This is a genomic window from Agromyces sp. H66 (assembly GCF_004959775.1).
Lineage (GTDB): Bacteria > Actinomycetota > Actinomycetes > Actinomycetales > Microbacteriaceae > Agromyces.
The window spans coordinates 228,187-247,985 of record NZ_SJZG01000001.1 but is presented as its reverse complement, the minus strand read 5'-3'; the positions used below and the strand labels follow the sequence as shown (position 1 = coordinate 247,985).

General features: G+C 73.0%; 19 protein-coding genes. 10 read left to right on the top strand and 9 right to left on the bottom strand.

Annotated elements, in window-relative coordinates:
- Nucleotides 1-555, bottom strand: coding sequence for a CGNR zinc finger domain-containing protein (locus EZM51_RS01230; protein WP_211195777.1), 555 nt, complete (start codon nucleotides 553-555; stop codon nucleotides 1-3).
- Nucleotides 556-709: 154 nt separating this feature from the next.
- On the opposite strand from EZM51_RS01230, the gene EZM51_RS01225 reads away from it, so the two are divergent.
- Together EZM51_RS01225 and EZM51_RS01220 are read left to right on the top strand one after the other, a co-directional pair.
- A complete protein-coding gene (locus EZM51_RS01225; protein ID WP_211195776.1) occupies nucleotides 710-1,867 on the top strand; it encodes an MFS transporter in 1,158 nt (385 codons plus the stop codon).
- 102 nt (nucleotides 1,868-1,969) lie between these two features.
- Nucleotides 1,970-2,449, top strand: coding sequence for a DUF3806 domain-containing protein (locus tag EZM51_RS01220; protein WP_169053738.1), 480 nt, complete (start codon nucleotides 1,970-1,972; stop codon nucleotides 2,447-2,449).
- Nucleotides 2,450-2,479: 30 nt separating this feature from the next.
- Here EZM51_RS01220 and EZM51_RS01215 read toward each other — a convergent pair whose 3' ends face one another.
- Complete coding sequence (locus EZM51_RS01215) at nucleotides 2,480-4,003, bottom strand: ATP-dependent DNA ligase (protein ID WP_136706268.1); 1,524 nt, start codon at nucleotides 4,001-4,003, stop codon at nucleotides 2,480-2,482.
- 135 nt (nucleotides 4,004-4,138) lie between these two features.
- On the opposite strand from EZM51_RS01215, the gene EZM51_RS01210 reads away from it, so the two are divergent.
- Nucleotides 4,139-4,606 carry a DUF805 domain-containing protein gene (locus EZM51_RS01210; protein ID WP_136706265.1) on the top strand — a complete coding sequence of 156 codons (468 nt, stop codon included), beginning with the start codon at nucleotides 4,139-4,141 and terminating at the stop codon, nucleotides 4,604-4,606.
- A 69-nt stretch (nucleotides 4,607-4,675) separates the two neighbouring features.
- Here the strand turns inward: EZM51_RS01210 and EZM51_RS01205 are convergent, their stop codons facing one another.
- From EZM51_RS01205 to EZM51_RS01190, 4 genes are all read right to left on the bottom strand, one after another.
- Nucleotides 4,676-5,416, bottom strand: a complete 741-nt coding sequence (locus tag EZM51_RS01205) for a hypothetical protein (protein WP_211195775.1) — start codon at nucleotides 5,414-5,416, stop codon at nucleotides 4,676-4,678.
- 192 nt (nucleotides 5,417-5,608) lie between these two features.
- A complete protein-coding gene (locus EZM51_RS01200) occupies nucleotides 5,609-6,271 on the bottom strand; it encodes a response regulator transcription factor (RefSeq protein WP_136706264.1) in 663 nt (220 codons plus the stop codon).
- Nucleotides 6,272-6,326: 55 nt separating this feature from the next.
- Nucleotides 6,327-8,417: an ATP-binding protein gene (locus tag EZM51_RS01195; protein WP_136706262.1), complete on the bottom strand. Its 2,091-nt coding sequence runs from the start codon at nucleotides 8,415-8,417 to the stop codon at nucleotides 6,327-6,329.
- Complete coding sequence (locus tag EZM51_RS01190) at nucleotides 8,414-10,363, bottom strand: histidine kinase (RefSeq protein ID WP_136706260.1); 1,950 nt, start codon at nucleotides 10,361-10,363, stop codon at nucleotides 8,414-8,416. Before EZM51_RS01190 ends, EZM51_RS01195 begins: the two co-directional genes overlap by 4 nt.
- A 127-nt stretch (nucleotides 10,364-10,490) precedes the next feature.
- On the opposite strand from EZM51_RS01190, the gene EZM51_RS01185 reads away from it, so the two are divergent.
- The 5 genes from EZM51_RS01185 to EZM51_RS01165 all read left to right on the top strand — a co-directional run bounded on the left by EZM51_RS01185 (nucleotide 10,491) and on the right by EZM51_RS01165 (nucleotide 14,487).
- On the top strand, nucleotides 10,491-10,811 hold the full coding sequence (locus EZM51_RS01185) for a TfoX/Sxy family protein (protein ID WP_136706258.1): 321 nt from the start codon (nucleotides 10,491-10,493) through the stop codon (nucleotides 10,809-10,811).
- A gap of 56 nt (nucleotides 10,812-10,867) precedes the next feature.
- Nucleotides 10,868-11,923 (top strand): 1-aminocyclopropane-1-carboxylate deaminase, encoded by a 1,056-nt coding sequence (locus EZM51_RS01180; RefSeq protein WP_136706256.1) that lies wholly within the window; start codon nucleotides 10,868-10,870, stop codon nucleotides 11,921-11,923.
- Between the two features lie 58 nt (nucleotides 11,924-11,981).
- Nucleotides 11,982-12,944: an NAD(P)/FAD-dependent oxidoreductase gene (locus tag EZM51_RS01175; protein ID WP_169053737.1), complete on the top strand. Its 963-nt coding sequence runs from the start codon at nucleotides 11,982-11,984 to the stop codon at nucleotides 12,942-12,944.
- A 58-nt stretch (nucleotides 12,945-13,002) separates the two neighbouring features.
- Entirely contained in the window at nucleotides 13,003-13,905 is a 903-nt protein-coding gene (locus EZM51_RS01170; RefSeq protein ID WP_136706252.1) for a 3-methyladenine DNA glycosylase, read from the top strand.
- 279 nt (nucleotides 13,906-14,184) lie between these two features.
- Nucleotides 14,185-14,487: a DUF4287 domain-containing protein gene (locus tag EZM51_RS01165; RefSeq protein ID WP_136706250.1), complete on the top strand. Its 303-nt coding sequence runs from the start codon at nucleotides 14,185-14,187 to the stop codon at nucleotides 14,485-14,487.
- Between the two features lie 7 nt (nucleotides 14,488-14,494).
- Here EZM51_RS01165 and EZM51_RS01160 read toward each other — a convergent pair whose 3' ends face one another.
- The gene (locus tag EZM51_RS01160; RefSeq protein WP_136706249.1) at nucleotides 14,495-15,454 is read right to left on the bottom strand and encodes a D-2-hydroxyacid dehydrogenase family protein; all 960 of its coding nucleotides are present in this window, start codon (nucleotides 15,452-15,454) and stop codon (nucleotides 14,495-14,497) included.
- Nucleotides 15,455-15,557: 103 nt separating this feature from the next.
- Here EZM51_RS01160 and EZM51_RS01155 point away from each other — a divergent pair, with 103 nt between their 5' ends.
- Nucleotides 15,558-16,916, top strand: coding sequence for a carboxylesterase family protein (locus tag EZM51_RS01155; protein WP_248305399.1), 1,359 nt, complete (start codon nucleotides 15,558-15,560; stop codon nucleotides 16,914-16,916).
- A 43-nt stretch (nucleotides 16,917-16,959) separates the two neighbouring features.
- On the opposite strand, the gene EZM51_RS01150 is transcribed toward EZM51_RS01155, so the two are convergent.
- Nucleotides 16,960-17,553 carry a TetR/AcrR family transcriptional regulator gene (locus EZM51_RS01150; protein ID WP_211195774.1) on the bottom strand — a complete coding sequence of 198 codons (594 nt, stop codon included), beginning with the start codon at nucleotides 17,551-17,553 and terminating at the stop codon, nucleotides 16,960-16,962.
- Nucleotides 17,554-17,668: 115 nt separating this feature from the next.
- Between EZM51_RS01150 and EZM51_RS01145 the strand changes: the two genes are divergently transcribed.
- Nucleotides 17,669-19,117, top strand: coding sequence for an MFS transporter (locus EZM51_RS01145; RefSeq protein WP_136706247.1), 1,449 nt, complete (start codon nucleotides 17,669-17,671; stop codon nucleotides 19,115-19,117).
- Between the two features lie 103 nt (nucleotides 19,118-19,220).
- On the opposite strand, the gene EZM51_RS01140 is transcribed toward EZM51_RS01145, so the two are convergent.
- Entirely contained in the window at nucleotides 19,221-19,715 is a 495-nt protein-coding gene (locus tag EZM51_RS01140) for a GNAT family N-acetyltransferase (protein ID WP_248305398.1), read from the bottom strand.
- Nucleotides 19,716-19,799 lie beyond the last annotated feature (84 nt).

The window sequence follows — 19,799 nt, the reverse complement described above, 5'->3', positions numbered from 1 at the left end:
TCACCCGCGCGCCTGGTCCCGCTGCCGTCGGTAGTGCCGGAGCGCCTTGTCGCGCCCGCCGCACATCTCCATCGAGCACCAGCGCCGGCTGCGGTTCCTGCTGGTGTCGACGAAGAGCCACCCGCACCCCGGGCACTGCTTGACCCGATCGAGCCGGGGGTCGGTCAGGAGTTCGACGGCGGAGCTCGCGAACGCCGCACGCAGGGTCGGCGCGTCCCAGGCCGACGGCCAGTCGCGCCGGAACGCGTTGCCGTCGGCGACGTAGCCGTGGCGCTCGAGTCCGCGTGCGTGTTCGCGGGTCAGGGCGTGCAGGGCGCGCTGGTCGACGGATGCCCCCGCTACGTGCGCCTCGAAGATGGCGAAGATCGTCTCGCGCAGGTCGATGAGCGCCGTGCGCCCGGCATCGGGAAGCGGATCGGCGAGCTCGAACCCGAGCGAGTCCGCCCAGGCGCAGGCGGTCTCGGCATCGGCGAGCCAGTCGCGATCGGCGACGTGTCGGTCGGGCACCGAGTTCGTGAGTTCCAGGCACCACGCGTTGGCGACGTGCTCGAACATCATGCGCTCCTCCCTTTACCACTGAACGACAGTTGACAGGTTACACCGCGCGAAGATAGCCTCACCAGTGACATGACGATGACCGGTAAAGTCTCACCATTGAGCGCGGCCTTCCGCTGGCTCTGGCTCGGCGCGGGAGCGGCGAATCTCGGCGATGGACTCGTGCTCACCGCCCTCCCCCTCATCGCACTCGGGGCAGGCGTCGCCCGGCGAGATCGCACTCGTGACGACGCTCATGACGCTCGCCTGGCCCGTGTTCGGCCTGCACGCCGGGTGGATCGTCGACCGCATCCCGGTGCCGCGACTCCTCGTGCTCGCGAATCTCGGACGCGTCGCGGCGGTCGCGACACTCGCCGTCGGAATCGCCCTCGACGGTCCGGTCGTGCCGCTCGTGCTCGCGGCCGCGCTCGTCTACGGCGTCGCCGAGACCCTCGTCGACACGTCGCTCATCGCGGTCATCCCCGCGGTCGTTCGCCCGTCGTCGCTCACGGCGGCGAACGCTCGCATGGAGGCCACCGTGAACGTGGCGAACCAGTTGGCCGGGCCGCCGCTCGCGGGGCTCCTCGTGGGCGTCTCCGCCGTGGCCGCGGCCGCCACCGGCAGCGGGCTCTACGCGCTCGCCGCGCTCGCCGCACTCGTACTCGTGCGCCGGGTCCCGGCCCGCGTCCGCGCGCCTGAGGCACCCCGCGCACGCGTGCGCGAGGGGCTCGCGTTCCTCTGGCGGCATCCGCTGCAGCGCGACCTCACGCTGCTGACGGCGGCGATGAATCTTGTGTGGAGCGCCTGGGCAGCCGTCTTCGTCGTGCACGCCGTGACCCCCGGTCCGCTGGCGCTCACGCCGGCGGGCTACGGCTGGCTCCTCACGGCGATGGCCGCGGGCGGCGTCGCCGCCTCGCTCGTGACGAGCGCGCTGCAGCAACGGTTCGGCACGGGCGCGCTGCTGTTCGTCGACTGCCTGGGCACCGTCGCTCTCGTGCTGCCCTCGGCGCTCGGCGCCGACCTCTGGGTGGTGGCCGCGGGCCTCGTGATCGCGGGCGCCGGGTCGAGCGTCTGGCGCATCCTCGTCGCCGTGATCCGGCAGCGGGCCACTCCGCCCGAGCTGCTCGGGCGGGTCTACGCCGCTTCTCGTGTGATCGGGTGGGGTGCGCTCCCCCTCGGCTCGGCGCTCGCGGGACTCGTCGCGACGCTCGCGGGCGTCGGCGCCGCGTTGACCGCGGCGAGCGTCGTCGCCGTCATGGCCGCCGTGGCGTTCGTGCCGGTCTGGCGGCGATCGCGACTGCCGCTGTCGACCGAGCCGGTGCGGCACGGGTGACCCGGCGAGGCCCGAGTGGGTCGCACGCGTGCACCAGTTCGGGGGGCGCGAACTCGGTCACGAGCGCGCGCGACCGTCCCTCCGACAGGTGAGAATGTCCGGGTGGGAATCCTCTCCAAGCGATCCGCCGGCGGGGCGGGATCGCGGCTGCCGCGCCTGAGCGACATCGGCGACCCCGAGCGCGAGTGGATCGACGCCCACACCGAGATCGTCACGCGAACGGGCGCGCATCTCGACGACATTCACCAGCTCCGGGCCTTCTACGATCAGGCGGCCGGGCGGTGGCGCCGCATCAATCCGCCCGAGCGTGCCGACCCGAGGGTGCTGATCAACGCGATCGCGACCGCGTTCGGGGAACACCTGGCGCGCAGCACCCCGCTCGCGTGGATGCTCGCCGAGGACGAGCACGGTACCGAGCTCGCGCTCTACGCGCCCCGACGGCAGACGCTCCTCTATCCGTTGAAGCTCGTGGCAGAGCGCTGGCTGGCCGAGGAATCGGGTGACTTCCTCATGACGACGACCGACGAGGTGGTCGCGCGCCTGGGACGTGGCCGGCACCGACCACGCCGCGAGGCACGCTAGGGCGGTTCCCGAGGCGGTCACCGGTCATCGTCACCCGCGCAGCAGCGCGCGCAACGTCTGGATGGTGTCGGCGTCTTCGGGGCGCTTGTCGTCGCGGTAGCGCTTGACCCGCGCGAAGCGCAGCGCGATGCCGCCCGGGTAGCGAGTCGACCGCTGCACGCCGTCGATCGCGATCTCGACGACGGTCGTGGGCGCCACCCACACCGTGTTGGCGGTGCGGCGCACCTCGATCTGCGGGAAGTACTCGGTCTGCCACCGCAACAGCGCGTCGGTGAGCCCCTTGAACGTCTTGCCCACCATCACGTAGCCGCCGGGCTCGCCGAACTCGCCCGTCGGGTCGAGCGCGCCGAGGTGCAGGTTCGAGAGCCATCCGGTGCGACGGCCCGACCCCCACTCGCACGCGAGCACGACGAGGTCGTACGTGTGCACGGGCTTCACCTTGATCCAGCTCGACCCGCGCCGGCCGGCCGCGTACGGCGAGCCGATCGCCTTGACGACGACGCCCTCCTGTCCGGCGGCGAGCGCGTCGCGCGAGACCCGTTCGGCGACCTCGGGATCGGCCGTGACCTCGCCCGGGATGCGGTGGGCCGAGGCGATGCGCTCGAGCTCGCCGAGCCGGGTCGACAGCGGCTCGTCGAGCAGGTCGCGGCCGTCGACGTGCAGCACGTCGAAGAACCACGGATGCAGCAGCGTCTCGCGCGCGGCATCCGCACCGAATCGCGACATCGTCTCTTGGAACGGGCGCGGCGCGCCGTCTTCGTCGAGCGAGAGCGTCTCGCCGTCGAGGATCACGTCGCGCACCGGCATGCGTCGCACGACCTCGACGACCTCGGGCAGGCGGTGCGTGATGTCGGCGAGGTTGCGGGTGAACACGCGCACGTCGTCGCCGGCGCGGTGCACCTGGATGCGCGCACCGTCGAGCTTGTATTCGACGGATGCCTCGCCCACGGCCTCGATCGCGGCGGTGGGGGTGGCGGCGGTCGCGGCGAGCATCGGCAACACGGGTCGACCCACCACGAGCCCGACGCCCTCGAGTTCGGCCTCGGTGCCGGTGAGGGCGAGGCGTGCCGTCTCGCCGAGGTCGCCCGAGAGCATCGCGGCGCGGCGCACCACCTCGCCGGGGCGCCCCGCGGCCCGCGCGATCGCGTCGGTGACCACGCCCTCGAGCGCGCCGGTGCGCATCTCGCCGAGGAGCACACGACGGATGAAGTCCTGCTCGCGCTCGGTGGCCCGGGCCGTGAACTCGAGCAGCACGCGGCCGCGCTCGCTCGCCGACCCGGCGCCCGCCGTCGTGGCGAGTCGGTCGAGCAGGTGGTCGAGCTCGCCCACGGTCAGCGTGGGGGCCGTGGCGTGCTCCCCCATCGCCGCGGCGACCCCGCGCCACCCGACCCCGACCCGGCCCTGCCGCGGCTTGCCGACGAGGAACCCGACGGCGGGGGCGATCTCGTCGGAGTCGAGGCGCGCCAGGAGGGCCGCGAGCGCGTCGACCTTCGCCAGCCGCGAGCGGGTGGCGGTGACGGCCTCGGCCGTGGTCACGAGCTCGTCGAGCAGCACGGGGCCAGTCTGCCACCACCCCCCGACGTGGGGTGAACGCTCGAAGACCCCTTGCCCCGGGGGCGGTGCGGCCGACAGGATGTCCCGCGGATCACATTCGATCCACGCCCATCGCACCCGAATCAGAGGAGTCCTGTGTCCATCGAAACCCCGTCCGTCGAGTCGAAGCCCACCGACCGTGCCGCCCTCTCCCAGCCGCTGTACGGCGCGTCCTTCGGCCAGGCCGTGTCGCGCTTCTTCACGAAGTACGCGGACTTCTCGGGTCGAGCGAGCCGAAGCGAGTTCTGGTGGTGGATGCTGGCGAGCGTCTTGGTCAGCATCGTCGGCTCGGTGATCGCCTCGTTCGGCGTCTCAGGCGCCACGCTGACGGCGGACGGGCAGGTCGTCTTCGGCGCGGCCTACTGGATCGGATACGGGCTCATCGCGCTCTGGGGCCTCGCCACGCTGGTGCCGGCGCTCGCGCTCTACTGGCGGCGCCTGCACGACACCAACAAGTCGGGCGGGTTCTTCTTCCTCGGCCTCATCCCGTTCGTCGGCTCGATCATCCTCCTGGTCCTGGTGCTCCTGCCCTCCGACCCCGCGGGCGCTCGCTTCGACCGCTGAGCCTCAGCCGATGCCGACGGCGGCCGGTGCGGGGTTCCCGCACCGGCCGTCGTCAGCGGATGCCGCAACTCAGCGCACGTCGTCCGCCTGCGTGATGCGGCTCCGTCCGACGGCGAGCCAGACGCCCGCGATCGCAAGCCACATCGGCATGACGCCGCCGGGCAGGCCGGGCACGCCGCTCACGATGACGGCGCCGAGGAGGCCGACCGCCACGATCGCCGAGAAGGTTCCGAGCACGCGGGAGACGCTGCGTTCGACCCACGCCATCCAGCCGAGCGCGCCCGCGACCGCGACGATGCCGAACCACGGCATCCAGGCGCCGAAGTCGTTGAGCATGTAGTAGACGAACTTGCCCTGCTCGTCGTAGTTGAATCCCTCGGGGCCCAGGTAGGTGGCGAGGCCACCGCGCCAGCCGTAGCCGAGCATCGCGGCACCGGCCGTCGCGATCATGCCGCCGCTCGCGACCCGGGCGGCCGTGGAGCGCGTGAAGACGGTCTCGACGTTGCGCCGCCACGCGGCCTGGAAGACGAGCAGGGCGACGACGGCCACGACACCGGCGGCGAAGCCGAACCGGGCCATGGTCGGATCGAGGCCCTCCATGTCGGCGGGCGTCACGGTGTAGAACGACTCGCGCGCCACCGCCTCGAGTTCGGCGTCGGGTCGCAGGTCGGTGAACATCGTGCCGACGGCGCCGGCGACGCCGGCGAGCACCGCCCAGAGCGGCCAGGCGCGGAATCGGGTGGGTCGCACGGGGCCGGCACCGTGGGAGGCAAGCGCCGACGCGGCGGTCGAGCGGGCTGCGGAGGACATGGTCTCGCTTTCGTTCGCAGGGGCGCGGCGCAGTGGGCCGCGCGGCCGCACGTCGCGGCACCGTCTCAGGCTCGACGGCCCGACGGCCCGGCGCACAGGTGCGATTGTCCTCGATCCGCCCGGGACGCGGATCGGGACTCGGGCGCCCGCGTCATCCCCGAGACCGCGGGGCCGGGGCATCCCGAGTCCGACTCAGGCGGTCACGCCGAAGCCGGCATCCCGGGCGATGACGATGAGTGCGCTGCGGTCGCCCGCGCCGAGCTTCGTGATGATGCCGTACACGTAGTTGCGCACCGTCTTGTTGGTGAGCACGAGCGTGCGTGCGATCGAGCCGTTGTCGAGCCCCCGCGCCACGAGCTCGAGCACCTCGGTCTCGCGCTCGGTGAGCTCGGGGAACGGCCGGGCCGCACGCTCGGAGGCGGACCCGCTGAGGAAGGCCACCGCGCGCGCCGCGACATCCGCGCCGAAGAGCACCTCGCCGTCGGCGACCGCATGGATGGCCCGTTCCACCTCGCGCGGCGACGCGACCTTCAGCAGGTAGCCGCGGGCCCCGGCGCGCATGGCCGCGAACAGGGACTGGTCGTCGCCGAGCATGGTGAGCACGAGCACCGCCACCGAAGGATGCCGCCGCACGATGGACTTCGTCGCGTCGATGCCGGAGCCGCCTCCGAGGTCCAGATCCATGAGGACGACGTGCGGCACGACCCGGTCGACCAGGTCGATGGCGTCGTCGACGGATGCCGCATCCCCGACGACCTCGACCCCGTCGAGCGTCTCGAGCAGCGAGATGATGCCGCGCCGGAAGAGCGGGTGGTCGTCGACGACCGCGACCGTGATGATGCGCTCCTCGGTCATGCCGCCTCTCCTGTTCCCGCCCGGCGTCGTTCCACGCTAGCGCCTGCCTCGAGCCTCACGGGTCCGGCGTCCCGGCGGCCAGAGCGACGTGTCCCGATGCCGGCGGCGCGGGCCGCAGGGGCATCCGGGCGGTCACGACGGTCCCCGTCCGACCCGAGGCCACCTCGAGCGTGCCGCCGAGCTCTTCGGCGCGCTCGCGCATCGTCCGGAGCCCGACGCCGTGCGGGGCGCCCGCGTCGATGCCCGCACCGTCGTCGACCACGCGCACCTCGGCCTCGTCGCCGCGCAGCGCGACGCGGAGGGCGATGCGGGAGGCACCGGCGTGCCGGGCCGCGTTGGCGAGCGCCTCGGCGGCGATGAAGTAGATCGCGTCCTGCAGGGCGACCGGGAGCACGGATGCCTCGTCCACGACGGCGCCGACGCGCAGGTGCGCCGAGTCGAATCTCGCGGCGAGCTCGTCGAGCGCCTCGCCGAGCGTGGCGCCGTCGAGCGGTGACGGGGTCACCTCGTTCGCCAGGTCGCGCACGGCGCGGACGCGGCGATTGAGGTCGTCGGCGAGTTCGCGCAGCATCCGCTCGGCCCGGCCCGGCTGCGCGGGCAGGAGGTTCTCGACGGCGGCGAGCCCGAACCCGATGCCGGCGAGCGACGGACCCAGCCCGTCATGCAGCTCGCGACGCACGGCACGGCGTTCCTCGCCACGCAGGGCGACGAGGTCGCCGCGCGCCTGCTCGAGCACGTGGCCGGCCTCGACGAGCTGCAGCGCCGCCGCCACGAGACCCACGATGTCGTCGAGCACCCGGAGCGTCCGCCGGTCGAGGCGCTGCCCATCACGGGCGCGCACCACGAGCTCGCCGATCACGCGGTCGCCGGCGAGCAGCGGATGCCGCACCGGAACGCCGTCGGCCCGGCCCGAGCTCGCGGCGAGCGTCGGCACGACGGCCGAGGTCACCTCGACGGCGCCGAGGCGGAGCACGCGGCGGAGCGCCTCGCACAGTTGCTGCAGCCCGGCGGCGCCCGGTTCGAGTTCACCGATCCGGTCGCCCAGGCGCGCGAGCAGCCGCGCGGGGTCGGCGCCCTCGCCGTAGACGAGCGCATCGATTCGCCGCTGGAGCCAGCGCCGCAGCGGCTGCACGGCGAGGGCGATGAGCACCGGCGTGAGCAGCATCGGCCCGCTGCCGCCACCGGGCACGATCGAGGGCACGAGCACGACGAGCAGGAGGAAGAGGAACACGCCGCTGACGGTGAGCAGCGACCAGAGGATGAGCCGGCTGACGACGAGCTCGACGCCCCAGAGCCGCTGGCCCAGCACCACGACCAGGATCGCAGCGGGATAGAGCACCTGCCCGAGCACCGGTGCCACCATCCCGAAGCCGATGACCCACGGCGGCAGGTCGACCCCGTCGGGCAGGACCAGCGAGAGGTACGACGCGGTGAGGAACACGTGGCCGAGCGTGAGCCAGGCGAGCCCGGCGCGCACCCCCGGCGCCGCCCGCGCCCAGCGCACGACGAGGATCACGCTCGAGGTGACCGAGATGGCCACCGCGACGAACGACAGCATCGTGTACACGTCCGAGGCGGCCGCCTGGTAGGCGGGGTCGTCGATGGCGAGCGGATTCCGCGGTTCGGCCACGCTCTGCTGCGTGAGGCTGAGGAAGAAGGCGACGGATGCCACGACGGCGCAGACGACGACGATGACGCGTTGCCGGCCCGGCACGCGCTCGCGCGTGACGAGCAGCGGCAGCGCCGCCGTCATGAACGTGCCCGGCACGAAGCCCCAGCCCGCGGCGAAGGCGAAGAACCCCCACGCCGGCAGGTCGGGGACCTGTGCGCCGAGCAGTCCGTACTGCACGCCGAATGCCGCGAGGCCGGAGCCGACGGCGTGCACCGCGAGGATGACCCCCACGGGGTGCGGCCGGCGGGCGAGGATCAGCGCGCTGACGGGGCCGTAGACGAGCGCGACGGCCACGCCGATGTCGTCGAAGCGGGACTGCATCGCGACGGGAGCCTGCGAGAGGAAGACACCGGGCAGGGGCTCCGCGGGGAGCCCTGCGCGCCAGGCGATGGCGAGCGAGGCGATCGCGAGCCCCCACGAGACGACCCACACCGAGTTCGCGGCGACTCGCCGACCCCGACTCGCCCGGCTCACCGCGGGATCACCACCTCGAGTGCGCGCCGGCCCCGCGGAGCCTCGGCGATCCGCACGACTCCGCCGACGTCGCTCGCCCGGCGCCCGACCGCCTCGAGCATGCGGGGGGTGACGGCCGGGGCGGGGGGTTCGCCGTCGGCACCGACGCGCACGGCGACCTCGTCGTCGTCGATCGTCACCTCGATGTCGATCCGCGTGGTGGCCACGGCGCGGCGATGCCCGAGCACCGCCTCGGCGACCACGAGGTACACGGCGAGCTGCACCCGGGGGTCGAGCACGTCGGAGCCGGCGGCGCGGACGGAGACGCTCGTGCCGTCGGCGCCGAACCGCTGCGCGAGCTCGCCGAGCGCGGCATCCAGATCCCCCTCGTCGAGCGCCGCGGGGAGCAGGATCCGGGCGAGCCGGCGAACGTCGTCGGTGCGCTCCGCCAGGTTCTGCCGCAACGCCGCCACCGCCGGCCGCGCACCCGGCGAGCCGCTCGCGACCAGGCGCTGCGCGGCCGCCATGCCGAACCCGATGCCGGCGAGCGACGGCGCCAGTTCGTCGTGCAGTTCGTGGTGGAGCATCCGTCGCTCCTCGCGACGCACCCCGAGCATGCGCCGGCGCGTCTCCGCCACCTCCTGGTTGAGGTCGGCGAGGATCACGGCGACCGCGATGAGGCCGGCGATCTCGTGCAGGAGCGGGCGAACCGACTCGCGGAGCACGATCGCGTCGGCGCTCGTGAGCTCGATCGTGCCGACCGTGCGTCCGCCCGCCTGCAGGTCCGCGCTCACGCACTCCGGCGCGGGCGACCCCGCACGGGCCGCACCGCCGCCGGAGGCCGGGACGATCTCGACCGACGCGAGGCCCCAGGTGGCGCGCAGGCCCTCGGCGAGGCTCAGGAGGCCCGACGTCGCCTCCCGCGTGTCGGCGAGGTGCTCGCCCAGTCGGCCCAGCACCTCGCGGGCGTCGGGAGCCTCGCCGACGATGAGGCGCTCGGTCTGCGCGCGCACCACGCGACTCACCGACGAGAACGCGAGGGCGAGCGCGCCGGCAGCGAGCGCACCGGCGACGGCCGGCTCGAGCCCGAGCAACCCGGCGGCCTCGAAGACGACGAGGTACAGGCTCACCGCCACCGCGATCGACTGCGCCCACACGGCGCCGGCGGCGAGCCTGCGGTCGGTGCCGAGCTCCTCCCCGCCGAGCACGACCGCGAGGACGGCCGTCGGCAGCACGCCCTGGGCGAGCACGAACGCGGCGTCACCGAGCGTGGCGAGCGGACCGGGCAGGTCGACCACGACGCGGACGTACCCGACCATGAGGAGCATGCCGCCGACGCCGAGCCACGTGAGCGCCGCCCGCTCGCGCGCGGTGCCGCGGCGCCATTCGCCGACGAGGTACGCGGCGCCCGCGACGAAGAGCACGATCGACGCGTAGAACGTGGACGCGAGCAGCGGGCGCGGCATCGCTCCCGAGATGGCGAACACGGTGGAGATCGCGACATCCGCCGCCACCGTCGCCGCCCCGAGCAGCACGCCGATCCGCCAGACGCGGTCGCGCCGACGCGCGAGAAGCCAGGGCAGCACGGCGAGCGCCGCGGTCTCGGCGGCACGCGGCCAGGCGATCGCGAGGTCGAGCGCCGCCTCCAGGTCTCCGAGGCCGGCCGCCCCGGCCGCCACGGCGAGCGCCAGCCAGCCGCTGTTGATCGCGAGCGCTCCGAGGATGACGGCGATCAACGGATGTCGCCGCGTGACCACGACGGCGGCTACCGGCGCATACACCAGCGCGGCCACGACCAGCCGCAGCGGCACGTCCCAGGAGAGGTCGGCGGCGGTGACGACGATCACCGTGACCACGACGGGCAGCCACGCGAGCACCACGATCACCACGCCCGCCCAGAACCCCGGCGTGAGGTCGGCGCGGCGCCGCTCGGCCTCGGCCGGCGGCGCCGGGTCATCGTTCGTCACCGGTTCAGTATCACCCCCGCCTGGGGCCCGGACACGAGAGGCAGGTGTCCCGAGTCCCGGGCGGGAACGTCGGCGACGCGGCATCCGTCGCCGTCGGATGTCGGCGGCCGGGAGTATCGTCGGCCGCATGGACGACCGCACCCGCGGTCGGGAGCGGCTCGACGAGCTCGCACCCGACCTGCTCGCGAGACCCGACGTCGCCTGGAAGCGCATGTTCGGCACCGAAGGGCTCTCGGTGCGCGGCAAGGTCTTCGCCTTCGCCGCCCACGACGGAAGCCTGGCCGTGAAGCTGCCCACCGAGCGCATCGACGAGCTCGGGCTCGACCGCATGGTCATGGGCGGGCGCACGATGCGCGAGTGGGCGCGCGTGCCCCTGACCGACGACGTGGGGCGCTGGCGCGCGATCACCGACGACGCGCATGCGTTCGTCGACTCGATCACGGCGTAGATCATTCGTCCCTCGCGACCTTGACAGAAGTGATCGAACCCAGTGCAATATATTGCATGTTGCACTCTGACTCGCACGCCGAGCACCCCGCGTCCCTCGCCGACTTCCCGCGTCATCAGCTGACGTTCGGGCCGAGCCCGATCCACCCCGTCGACCGCCTGAGCGCGCACCTCGGCGGCGCCCGGGTCTGGATGAAGCGCGAGGACGTCAACTCCGGCCTCGCGTTCGGCGGCAACAAGACGCGCAAGCTCGAGTACCTCGTGCCCGATGCCCTCGCCAACGGCGCCGACACGCTCGTGTCGATCGGCGGCGTGCAGTCGAACCACACGCGCCAGGTCGCGGCGGTCGCCGCCCACCTCGGCATGAAGGCCGTGCTCGTGCAGGAGCACTGGGTCGACTGGCCCGACGCGGTGAACGACCGGGTCGGCAACATCCTGCTGTCGCGACTCATGGGCGCCGACGTGCGGCTCTCCCCCGCCGGGTTCGGCATCGGCTTCAAGGAGTCCTGGCGGCAGGCGATCGCCGATGTCGAGGAGGCGGGCGGCACCCCGTACCCGATCCCGGCCGGGGCATCCGACCACCCGCTCGGCGGACTCGGATTCGCGAACTGGGCGCACGAGGTCGCCGCGCAGGAGCGCGAGCTCGGCGTGTTCTTCGACACGATCGTCGTGTGCTCGGTCACTGGGTCGACGCACGCGGGCATGATCGCCGGGTTCGCCGACCTCGAGCACAACTTCGGCGGACGCCCGCGCCGCGTGATCGGCATCGACGCGTCGGCGAAGATCGACGAGACCCGCGACCAGGTCGCGCGCATCGCCCGCCGCACCGCGTCGCTGATCGGGGTCGGCCGCGAACTGCGCGACGACGAGATCACGGTGCTCGAGGGCTGGGCGGGCGACGAGTACGGCATCCCGGTCGAGTCGACCGACGAGGCGATGCGGCTCACCGGGCGGCTCGAGGGCGTGATCATCGACCCCGTCTACGAGGGCAAGTCGATGGCGGGGCTCATCGACCTGGTCTCGCGCGGCGACATCCCGAAGGACTCGAACGTGCTCTACGCGCACCTCGGCGGGCAGCCCGCGATCAACGCCTACAGCGGGCGGTACCACTGAGCGGATGCCCCGGGCGACGCACTGCCCACCCGAGCCCGATTCTTGGCAGAGTGGTCGCATGCAGCGAACCGAATGGGACGTCATCATCGTGGGCGGCGGGAGCGCGGGCCTCAGCGCCGCGCTGATGCTCGGCCGGTCGCGCCGCCGCGTGCTCGTCGTCGACGCGGGCGAGCCGCGCAACCGCTCCGCCACGCACATGCACGGCGTACTGGGTCACGACCACTCGTCGCCGCTCGACCTGCTCGCCGCCGGTCGCGCCGAGCTCACGCGCTACGACGACATCGTCATCGAATCGGGCACGGTCGTCTCGGCGACCCCGCTCGACACCGACGCCATCGGCTTCGAGGTCGTGCTCGAGTCCGGCGAGCGCCACACGGCCCGACGGCTGCTCCTGGCCACCGGCCTGCGCGACGAACTCCCCGACATCCCCGGCCTCGCCGGGCAGTGGGGCCGCAACGCCGCACTGTGCCCGTACTGCGACGGTTGGGAGGTGCGCGATCGCCGGATCGCCGTCATCGCCACGGACGCGACGAACGCCCACCAGGCGCAGCTCATGCGTCAGCTCTCGCCGCAGGTCACGTTCTACAGCCAGGGCCTGAACCTCCCCGCCGCGGCACGCACCGGACTCGAGGCCCGCGGCATCGCGATCGAGTCGCGCACGGTCGTCGAGATCGTCGGCGACGACGAGACGGGTGGACTCCGCGGCATCCGCCTCGTCGACGGAACCGAGCACGAGGCCGACTCGATCTTCGTCGCCCCGCGTCAGGTGCCGAACGACCGGCTGCTCCGCGAGCTGCGCGCACGCACCATCCGTCAGAACGGCGTCGATTGGGTGCTCGTCGACCCGTCGGGCCGCACCAACGTGCGCGGGCTCTGGGCCGCGGGCAACATCGCGACCGCCCAGTCGTCGGTGCCGGTAGCGATGGCGGCCGGGAACCTCGCGGGCAGCGGCATCAACGGCGACCTCGTCGAGGAGGACATCGCCGAGGCGGTCGCCGCGACGCCACGCGACGACGGCTGACCGCTCGCCGCACCCGCGTCGTGAGCCCAGGCCGGACCCGACGGCGTATCCTCGTTGCGTGAATCCGGCCTCCACCGTCGCCGCCCCGGCCGTCGTCCTCGACGCCGGCGACTGGCACGCCCGTGAGCAGGCGCATGCCGAGCGCGCCGACGCCCTCACGGCCGGGCACCGCGCGCGGGCGGCACGCGGCGAGAAGCATCCGATCGAGGACTTCCTGTTCACGTACTACTCGTACTCGCCGGGCCTCCTGCGGCGGTGGCATCCGGGCGCCGGCGTCGAGCTGGCGGATGCCGCGGCCACGCCACGCGCGGCCTGGCGCTGGTATGCGCGCGGTGCCACGCCCGACGGTCTCAGGGTCGACCGAGCCGCCATGGAGCGCGAGAAGGCGCCGATGCTCCGGGCGATCGAGCGCATCCTCCGCAGCACGGCCGCGCGGCCGGCGCAGTTCGGCTGCTTCGGGCTGCACGAGTGGGCGATGGTGTACCGGCAGGCCGAGCACCGGCACGCCGTGCCGCTGCGACTCGGGCAGGCGGCGACCGACGCCGTCGTCGAGACGCACGAGCTGCGCTGCACCCACATCGACGCCTACCGGTTCTTCACGCCGGATGCCGCGCCCCGCAACCGCTTCGCCCCCACCCGCGAGACGCAGCCCGAGCTCGAGCAGCCCGGGTGCCTGCACGCCGGCATGGACGTGTACAAGTGGGCGGTGAAGCTCGGCCCGCTCGTGCCGGGCGACGTGCTGCTCGACGCGTTCGAGCTGGCCCGCGACATCCGCTACCTCGACATGCAGGCCTCGCCGTACGACGTTCGGCCGTGGGGTGGCGAGCCCGTGCGCATCGAGACCCCCGAGGGCAAGGCCGAGTACGTGCGCCGGCAGCGCGCGTTCGCCGAGCGGTCGAACGCGCTGCGCCGCCGCGTGCTCGAGGCGGCGTTCGGCACCGGCGACGCGACGGAAACCTAGCCGCGGCGAACTGCTTCAGGGGCAGCGAGACCGAAACGACCGGTCCCCCGCACGACACCGTCGCGATCGTCGACGTGCGGCACGACCGCATCACGCACCTCTGGATCACGCGCAACCCCGAGAAGCTGCGGCTCTGGAACGCCTGAGCCGGCTCGCCGCTCGCCGTGACGTTTCGATCCACGTCGAAAGAGTGGGCGAGCGGACGCCTCGGGGTGAAGGCTGAACCCAATCGGACGCCGCCGCGGCATCCATCACCGAAGCCACCGAAGGGACCATCGCATGTCATTCCAGGCATACCTCGACAACATCGAGAAGAAGACCGGACTCACCCCGCGGCAGTTCGTCGAACTCGCCCACGAGCGCGGCTTCGACGAGACGACCAAGGCGACGCCCATCGCCACCTGGCTCAAGGAGGAGTACGGGCTCGGCCATGGCCACGCCATGGCCCTCGTGCACGTCATCACCAAGGGCCCGCAGATCGGCACCAAGCACGTCGGCACCGACGGCACGCACAGCGATCCGTCGGACATGCTGTGGCTCGACGGCGCCGCCACGAACCCGGCCAACGCCGCGAAGGCGTAGGACGCGCTCAGCCCGTGAGCTGCCGCACCGGGGTGCCGGCCGCGAACGCGGCGACATCCTCCACCGCGTCGCCGTAGAACGTGCGGTAGCTCGCACGCGTCACGTAGCCCATGTGCGGCGAACGCAGCACGCGCGTGCCGCCCGCCGCATCGGGGTGCCGGATCCAGTGGTCGGCGGGGAGCGGCTCGGTCTCGTAGACGTCGAGGCCGAGCCCGGCGATCCAGCGCTCGGCGACCGCCTGCAGCAGCGCGGACTGGTCGATGATGGGCGCGCGAGACGTGTTGACCAGCACGGCGGTGCGTCGCATCCGGCGCAGGTCGTCGGCGCCGATGAGCCCGCGCGTGGCCTCGCCGAGCACCATGTGGATCGTGACGACGTCGGCGCGCTCGAACAGCTCGGCCTTCGTCACGGCGGTCGCGCCGGCGGCCGCGGCGCGTTCCTCGGTGAGATGGGGGCTCCACGCGATGACGTCCATGCCGAAGGCCCGGCCGATCGTCGCGACGCGCTGCCCCAGCCGGCCGAGGCCGACGACGCCGAGCGTCGATCCCTCGAGGTCGCCCGGCACCGTGGTCTGCCACCCCCCGGCGCGCACGACGGCATCGTCGGATGCCACGTCGCGCACGAGCCCCATGATGAGCGCCCAGGCGAGCTCGACGGTGGGTGCGGCACCGCTGCGCGTCCCGCAGACGACGATGCCGAGCTCGGTCGCCGCGGCGAGGTCGATCGAGGCGTTGCGCATGCCGGTGGTCACGAGCAGCCGGAGCCCGGGCAACCGGCTGAGCACGCCGCGCGGGAACGGCGTGCGCTCGCGCATCGCGACGACGACGTCGAACCCCGCGAGCGCCGCGACGACCGCGTCGGCGTCGCCGAGGTGCTGCCGGAAGACCTCGATGTCGGCGTCGAGCACCGACCAGTCCGCGGCATCCAGTGCGACGCCCTGGTAGTCGTCGAGAACCGCGATGCGCATGCCCTGCCCCTCTCCTCGGTTCCAGCGTACGGGCGGGATCGACCATCGCCCGACTCGGGGCCCCTCCGAGGCGACGCACGACATTCGGGTGCACAATCGTCCTGTGACCGACCTCACCCAGCACGAGCCCGCCGTCCTTCGCGTCGCGACGCCATGGGGCGCGTTCCCCGCCGTCGAATCCGACGGCGTCGTGCGTATCCGCAACATCCGCTACGCACGCGCCGACCGGTTCGCGCCGCCGCAGCCGGTCGAGCCCGACGCCGACGAGTCCGCCGACCTCCAGTTCACGACCATCGCCTGCCCGCAGCCTCCGAGCCTCGCCGCGGCGGTGCTGGGCGATCCGCTCGACGGGGCGGTGTTCGACGAGGACTGCCTGCGCGTCTCGATCACCCGTCCCGCCGACGCCGACGAACCGCTGCCCGTCATGGTGTGGATCCACGGCGGCGCCTACGCGTCGAACGCCGGCGACATCCCCGGGACCGATGGGTCCGCACTCGCGCGCGAGCAGCGGGTGATCGTGGTCACCGTGACGTACCGGCTGGGCCTGCTCGGCTGGGTCGGCGACGGCGCCCGACGCGGCGCGAACCTCGGCCTCCTCGACATCATCGAGGCACTTCGCTGGGTGCGCGAACGCATCGGCGGATTCGGCGGCGACCCCGACCGGGTCACGGTGTTCGGCCAGTCCGCGGGCGCCGACGCGATCGCGCACGTGCTCGCCGCCGACGGCACCGAAGGGCTCGTGACCCGCGCGATCATCCAGAGCGCGCCGTTCGGCATCCGCGAGCGACGCGACGCCATGCACGAGCGGATGCTCCGAGCCGTCGGCGACCTCGACGCGGATGCCCCGATCGACGACCTGTTCGCGGCGCAGGCCCGCGCGAGGGCGGCGAGCGCCGGGTTCGGGCTGCGATCGGGCATGCCGTTCTGCACGCAGTACGGTCACGCACCCCTGCCCGCCGAGCCGGAGATCGTCGACGTCTGGCGCCGGCGCGCCCCCGGTCTCGAGCTCCTCGTCACCCGCACGACCGAGGAGACCATGTTCTACCTCGATCAGATGCCGCGGATGCAGGCACTGTTCGGCCGTCCCGTCATCGGGCCGATCGCGCGTCGCGTCATCGTGGCGGCGACGACGAACGGCGTCTATCGTTCCGGAGCCCGGCGGTTCGCCCGACTCATGGCCGGCGCCGGTGCGTCGGTGCACGAGGGCGTGTTCGACGCGCGACCCGAGGGCAGCGGCCTCGGCGCCGCCCATGCGATCGAGGTGCCGTTGCTGTTCCCCAACGAGCAGGCCTGGTCGCGCGCGGCGCTCGTGGCGCCGCACGGCGCCGACTCGCTCGTCGCGGCCGGGACGCCGCTGCGCGCGGCATGGGCGGAGTTCGCGCGCACCGGTCGCGTCGACGTGGAGCGCATCGGGTTCGAGGCGGGCTGGCGCGGCGCGCTGCAGATCCGTCGCCGCGGCTGAGCGCTCGTCGCACGCCGACGATGGCGCGCACCGGTCCGGCCGGTTACACCGACGGTCCGCCGTGGTTCGGGCGGGTGCGCAGCCCGTCGAGGGCCATCTCGAGGACCCGCTCGCGTTGCCCGGGCGTGGGGAACGCGACACTCGCGACGCCCGCGACCAGACGCACCGCGTCGTCGATGCCGATGCCGGTTCGCACCTCGCCGTTCTCCTGTGCGCGTCGGAGCAGCGGCTCGCCGGACTCGAACATCAGGTTGCGGCAGGTCTGCAGCAGCTCGGAGTCGCGGTTCAGCCCCTCGATCAGCACGCGCTTCCGGCTGGCGTAGTCGGCGAACCGGCGCAGCCAGGCGGCCAGTGCGTCGAAGGGCGGCAGTTCGCCGAGCTCGTCGGCGAGCGACGCGACGCCGGCGACCTCGTCGAGGTACACCGCCTCGACGAGGGCGTCGCGGGTCGGGAAGTTGCGGTAGAGGGTGCCGATGCCGACGCCCGCGCGCCGGGCGATGTCCTCGAGGGACGCATCGACGCCATGCTCGGCGAACGCCTCGCGCCCGGACTCGACGAGTGCGTCGAAGTTGCGTCGCGCGTCGGCGCGCGTGGGGCGACGCGCTTCGAGCAGTGCGCTCAGCGTGGGGTCGGTCACGGAGAACACCTCACTTGCGAAGTGGAGGCACCCTCCGATAACGTAACCGGAGGCAGCCTCCGATCGGAGACTCCCTCCAGTCTATCCCGGTCTATCCCGGCGTGAAAGGCGATCGATGTCCATCACACGCATCACCTTCATCGCGGTGGCCACGAGCTTCACCGCGGTGTCCAGCCTCCAGTCGCTCATCATCCCCGTGCTCTCCACCATCGGCGCCGATATCGGCGCCGACGCCGTGGGCCAGACCTGGATGCTCACCGCGTGGCTCATCTCGGCGGCGGTGGCCACACCCCTGCTCGGCCGCGCCGGCGACCTGGTCGGCAGACGTCGGATGTACCTCGTGGCGCTCGGCGCCGTCGCCCTCGGTTCCGTGCTCGCCGCGTTCGCCCCGAACCTCACCGTGATGCTCATCGCCCGGGTGCTGCAGGGACTCGGCGGAGCCGTGTTCCCGCTCGGCTTCGGGCTCGTCCGCGACGCGTTCCCGGCTGCCCGCATCGCCGGCGCGATCGGCGCGTTGTCGGCGATCATGGCGGTCGGCGGCGGGCTCGGCACGGTGATCGCCGGGCCCGTGGCATCCGCCATCGGGTGGCGCGGCCTGTTCGCGCTGCCGTTCGCGCTCGCGGCCACCGGTCTCGTGGTCGGCTCTCTCAGCCTGGACCGTTCGCCCGCCCGCGCGACCGGACGCATCAACGTGCTCGCGGCCGTGCTGCTCTCGAGTTGGCTGGTCGCCCTGCTCCTGCCGCTCAGCGCCGGCAACCAGTGGGGCTGGGGTTCGCCGATCGTGATCGGCCTCTTCGCGGCGTCCGTGGTGCTCGCCACCGCCTGGATCATCGTGGAGGTGCGCTCACGCGCGCCGCTCGTCGACATGCGGATGATGCGGCTACCCGCGGTGTGGACCACGAACGTCACCGCATTGCTGACCGGCGCCGCGATGTTCGGCGTGTGGGGCTACCTGCCGAGGCTCGCCGAGACGCCGGTCGGCAGCGGCTACGGCCTCGGCATCGACGCGAGCACCGCGGGCCTCATGATGCTGCCGATGCTCGTGGTCATGGCGTCGGTCGGATTCGTCGCCGGCCCCCTGAGCCGGGTGGTGCCGTTCGCCGCGCAGCTCACCACGGGCGCGTTCGTCTCGGGGGCCTCGTCGCTCTCGATCGCGCTGTTCCACGGCGAGGTCTGGCAGCTCGCCGTCGCGGCCGCCGCGCTCGGACTCGGCACCGGACTCGTCGTCTCGTCGACACCGAACCTCATCGTGCGCAGCGTGCCGGCCGACCAGGTGGGCATCGCCACGGGAATGAACGCGAACATCCGCACCATCGGCGGGGCGATCGGCACCACCGTGTTCGCGGCCGCGATCGGCGCATCTCTCGGGGCGACGGGCCTGCCGGCCGAGTCGGGCTACGTCGCGGCATTCGTGCTCGGCGCGGTGCTCGCGGTCGTCGGCGGCATCGTGCCGTTCCTCGGCCGCCGCCGCGGCCCCTCCCCCGTCTCCGCGCAAACGGGGCGGGTCGTCCCGGTCGTCGCGTCGCCGGTCGAGGAGGTCGAGGAGGTCGCGGAGGCGGCGTGATCGCCGCCCTCGGTGACGCCCGGTGTACGTGACCCCGGCGTTCGCGTTCCCGTCGTGCGCGTGCCCGGTCCGCTGTCGCGCGGGCCGGGCGCGCTCGTGATCGTCACGCGGTCCGGGAGGACGCTGCCGGCTCGAGTTCGAGGGTCATGAAGACGCTGTTCGGGTCGAGCGAGTAGTCGCCGAACGGGCCGCACTCGCGGAATCCGTACTTCGCGTAGAGAGTACGGGCGGGACGGAAGAAGTCCTGCGACCCGGTCTCGAGGCTGACCCGCCGGTACCCGCGGCGTGCGGACTCGGCGAGCACGTGCTCGAGCAGGCGCGCACCGAGGCCGCGGCCGCGCGCGGCGGCGTCCGTGCGCATCGACTTCAGTTCGCCGTGCTGGGGGTCGAGTTCCTTCAGGGCGACGCAGCCGTGCAGCGCGTCGCCGTCGCCGATGGTCCAGAACGTGACCTCGGGCACCGACAGCCCCGACACGTCGAGCGCGTGCACGCTCTCGGCGGGCGACGTCGCGAACATGTCGTTCAGGTGGTCGGTGAGCAGGCGGATGACCCGCTCGTCGGCGAGGTTGCCCAGCTGGATGTCGGTCGCGGTCGTCACCCGACCATTCTGGGCCGAACGATGTTTCAGTTTCGTGACGTCGCGGCACCTCGGCACCTCGGCACCTCGGCACCTCGGCACCTC

Coding starts and splice junctions, on each gene's coding strand:
- EZM51_RS01230 (WP_211195777.1), bottom strand. CDS start 555: ATGTTCGAGCACGTCGCCAACGCGTGGTGCCTGGAACTCACGAACTCG.
- EZM51_RS01225 (WP_211195776.1), top strand. CDS start 710: ATGGACTCGTGCTCACCGCCCTCCCCCTCATCGCACTCGGGGCAGGCG.
- EZM51_RS01205 (WP_211195775.1), bottom strand. CDS start 5,416: ATGTCCTCCGCAGCCCGCTCGACCGCCGCGTCGGCGCTTGCCTCCCAC.
- EZM51_RS01200 (WP_136706264.1), bottom strand. CDS start 6,271: ATGACCGAGGAGCGCATCATCACGGTCGCGGTCGTCGACGACCACCCG.
- EZM51_RS01185 (WP_136706258.1), top strand. CDS start 10,491: ATGGACGACCGCACCCGCGGTCGGGAGCGGCTCGACGAGCTCGCACCC.
- EZM51_RS01180 (WP_136706256.1), top strand. CDS start 10,868: ATGTTGCACTCTGACTCGCACGCCGAGCACCCCGCGTCCCTCGCCGAC.
- EZM51_RS01175 (WP_169053737.1), top strand. CDS start 11,982: ATGCAGCGAACCGAATGGGACGTCATCATCGTGGGCGGCGGGAGCGCG.
- EZM51_RS01165 (WP_136706250.1), top strand. CDS start 14,185: ATGTCATTCCAGGCATACCTCGACAACATCGAGAAGAAGACCGGACTC.
- EZM51_RS01160 (WP_136706249.1), bottom strand. CDS start 15,454: ATGCGCATCGCGGTTCTCGACGACTACCAGGGCGTCGCACTGGATGCC.
- EZM51_RS01145 (WP_136706247.1), top strand. CDS start 17,669: ATGTCCATCACACGCATCACCTTCATCGCGGTGGCCACGAGCTTCACC.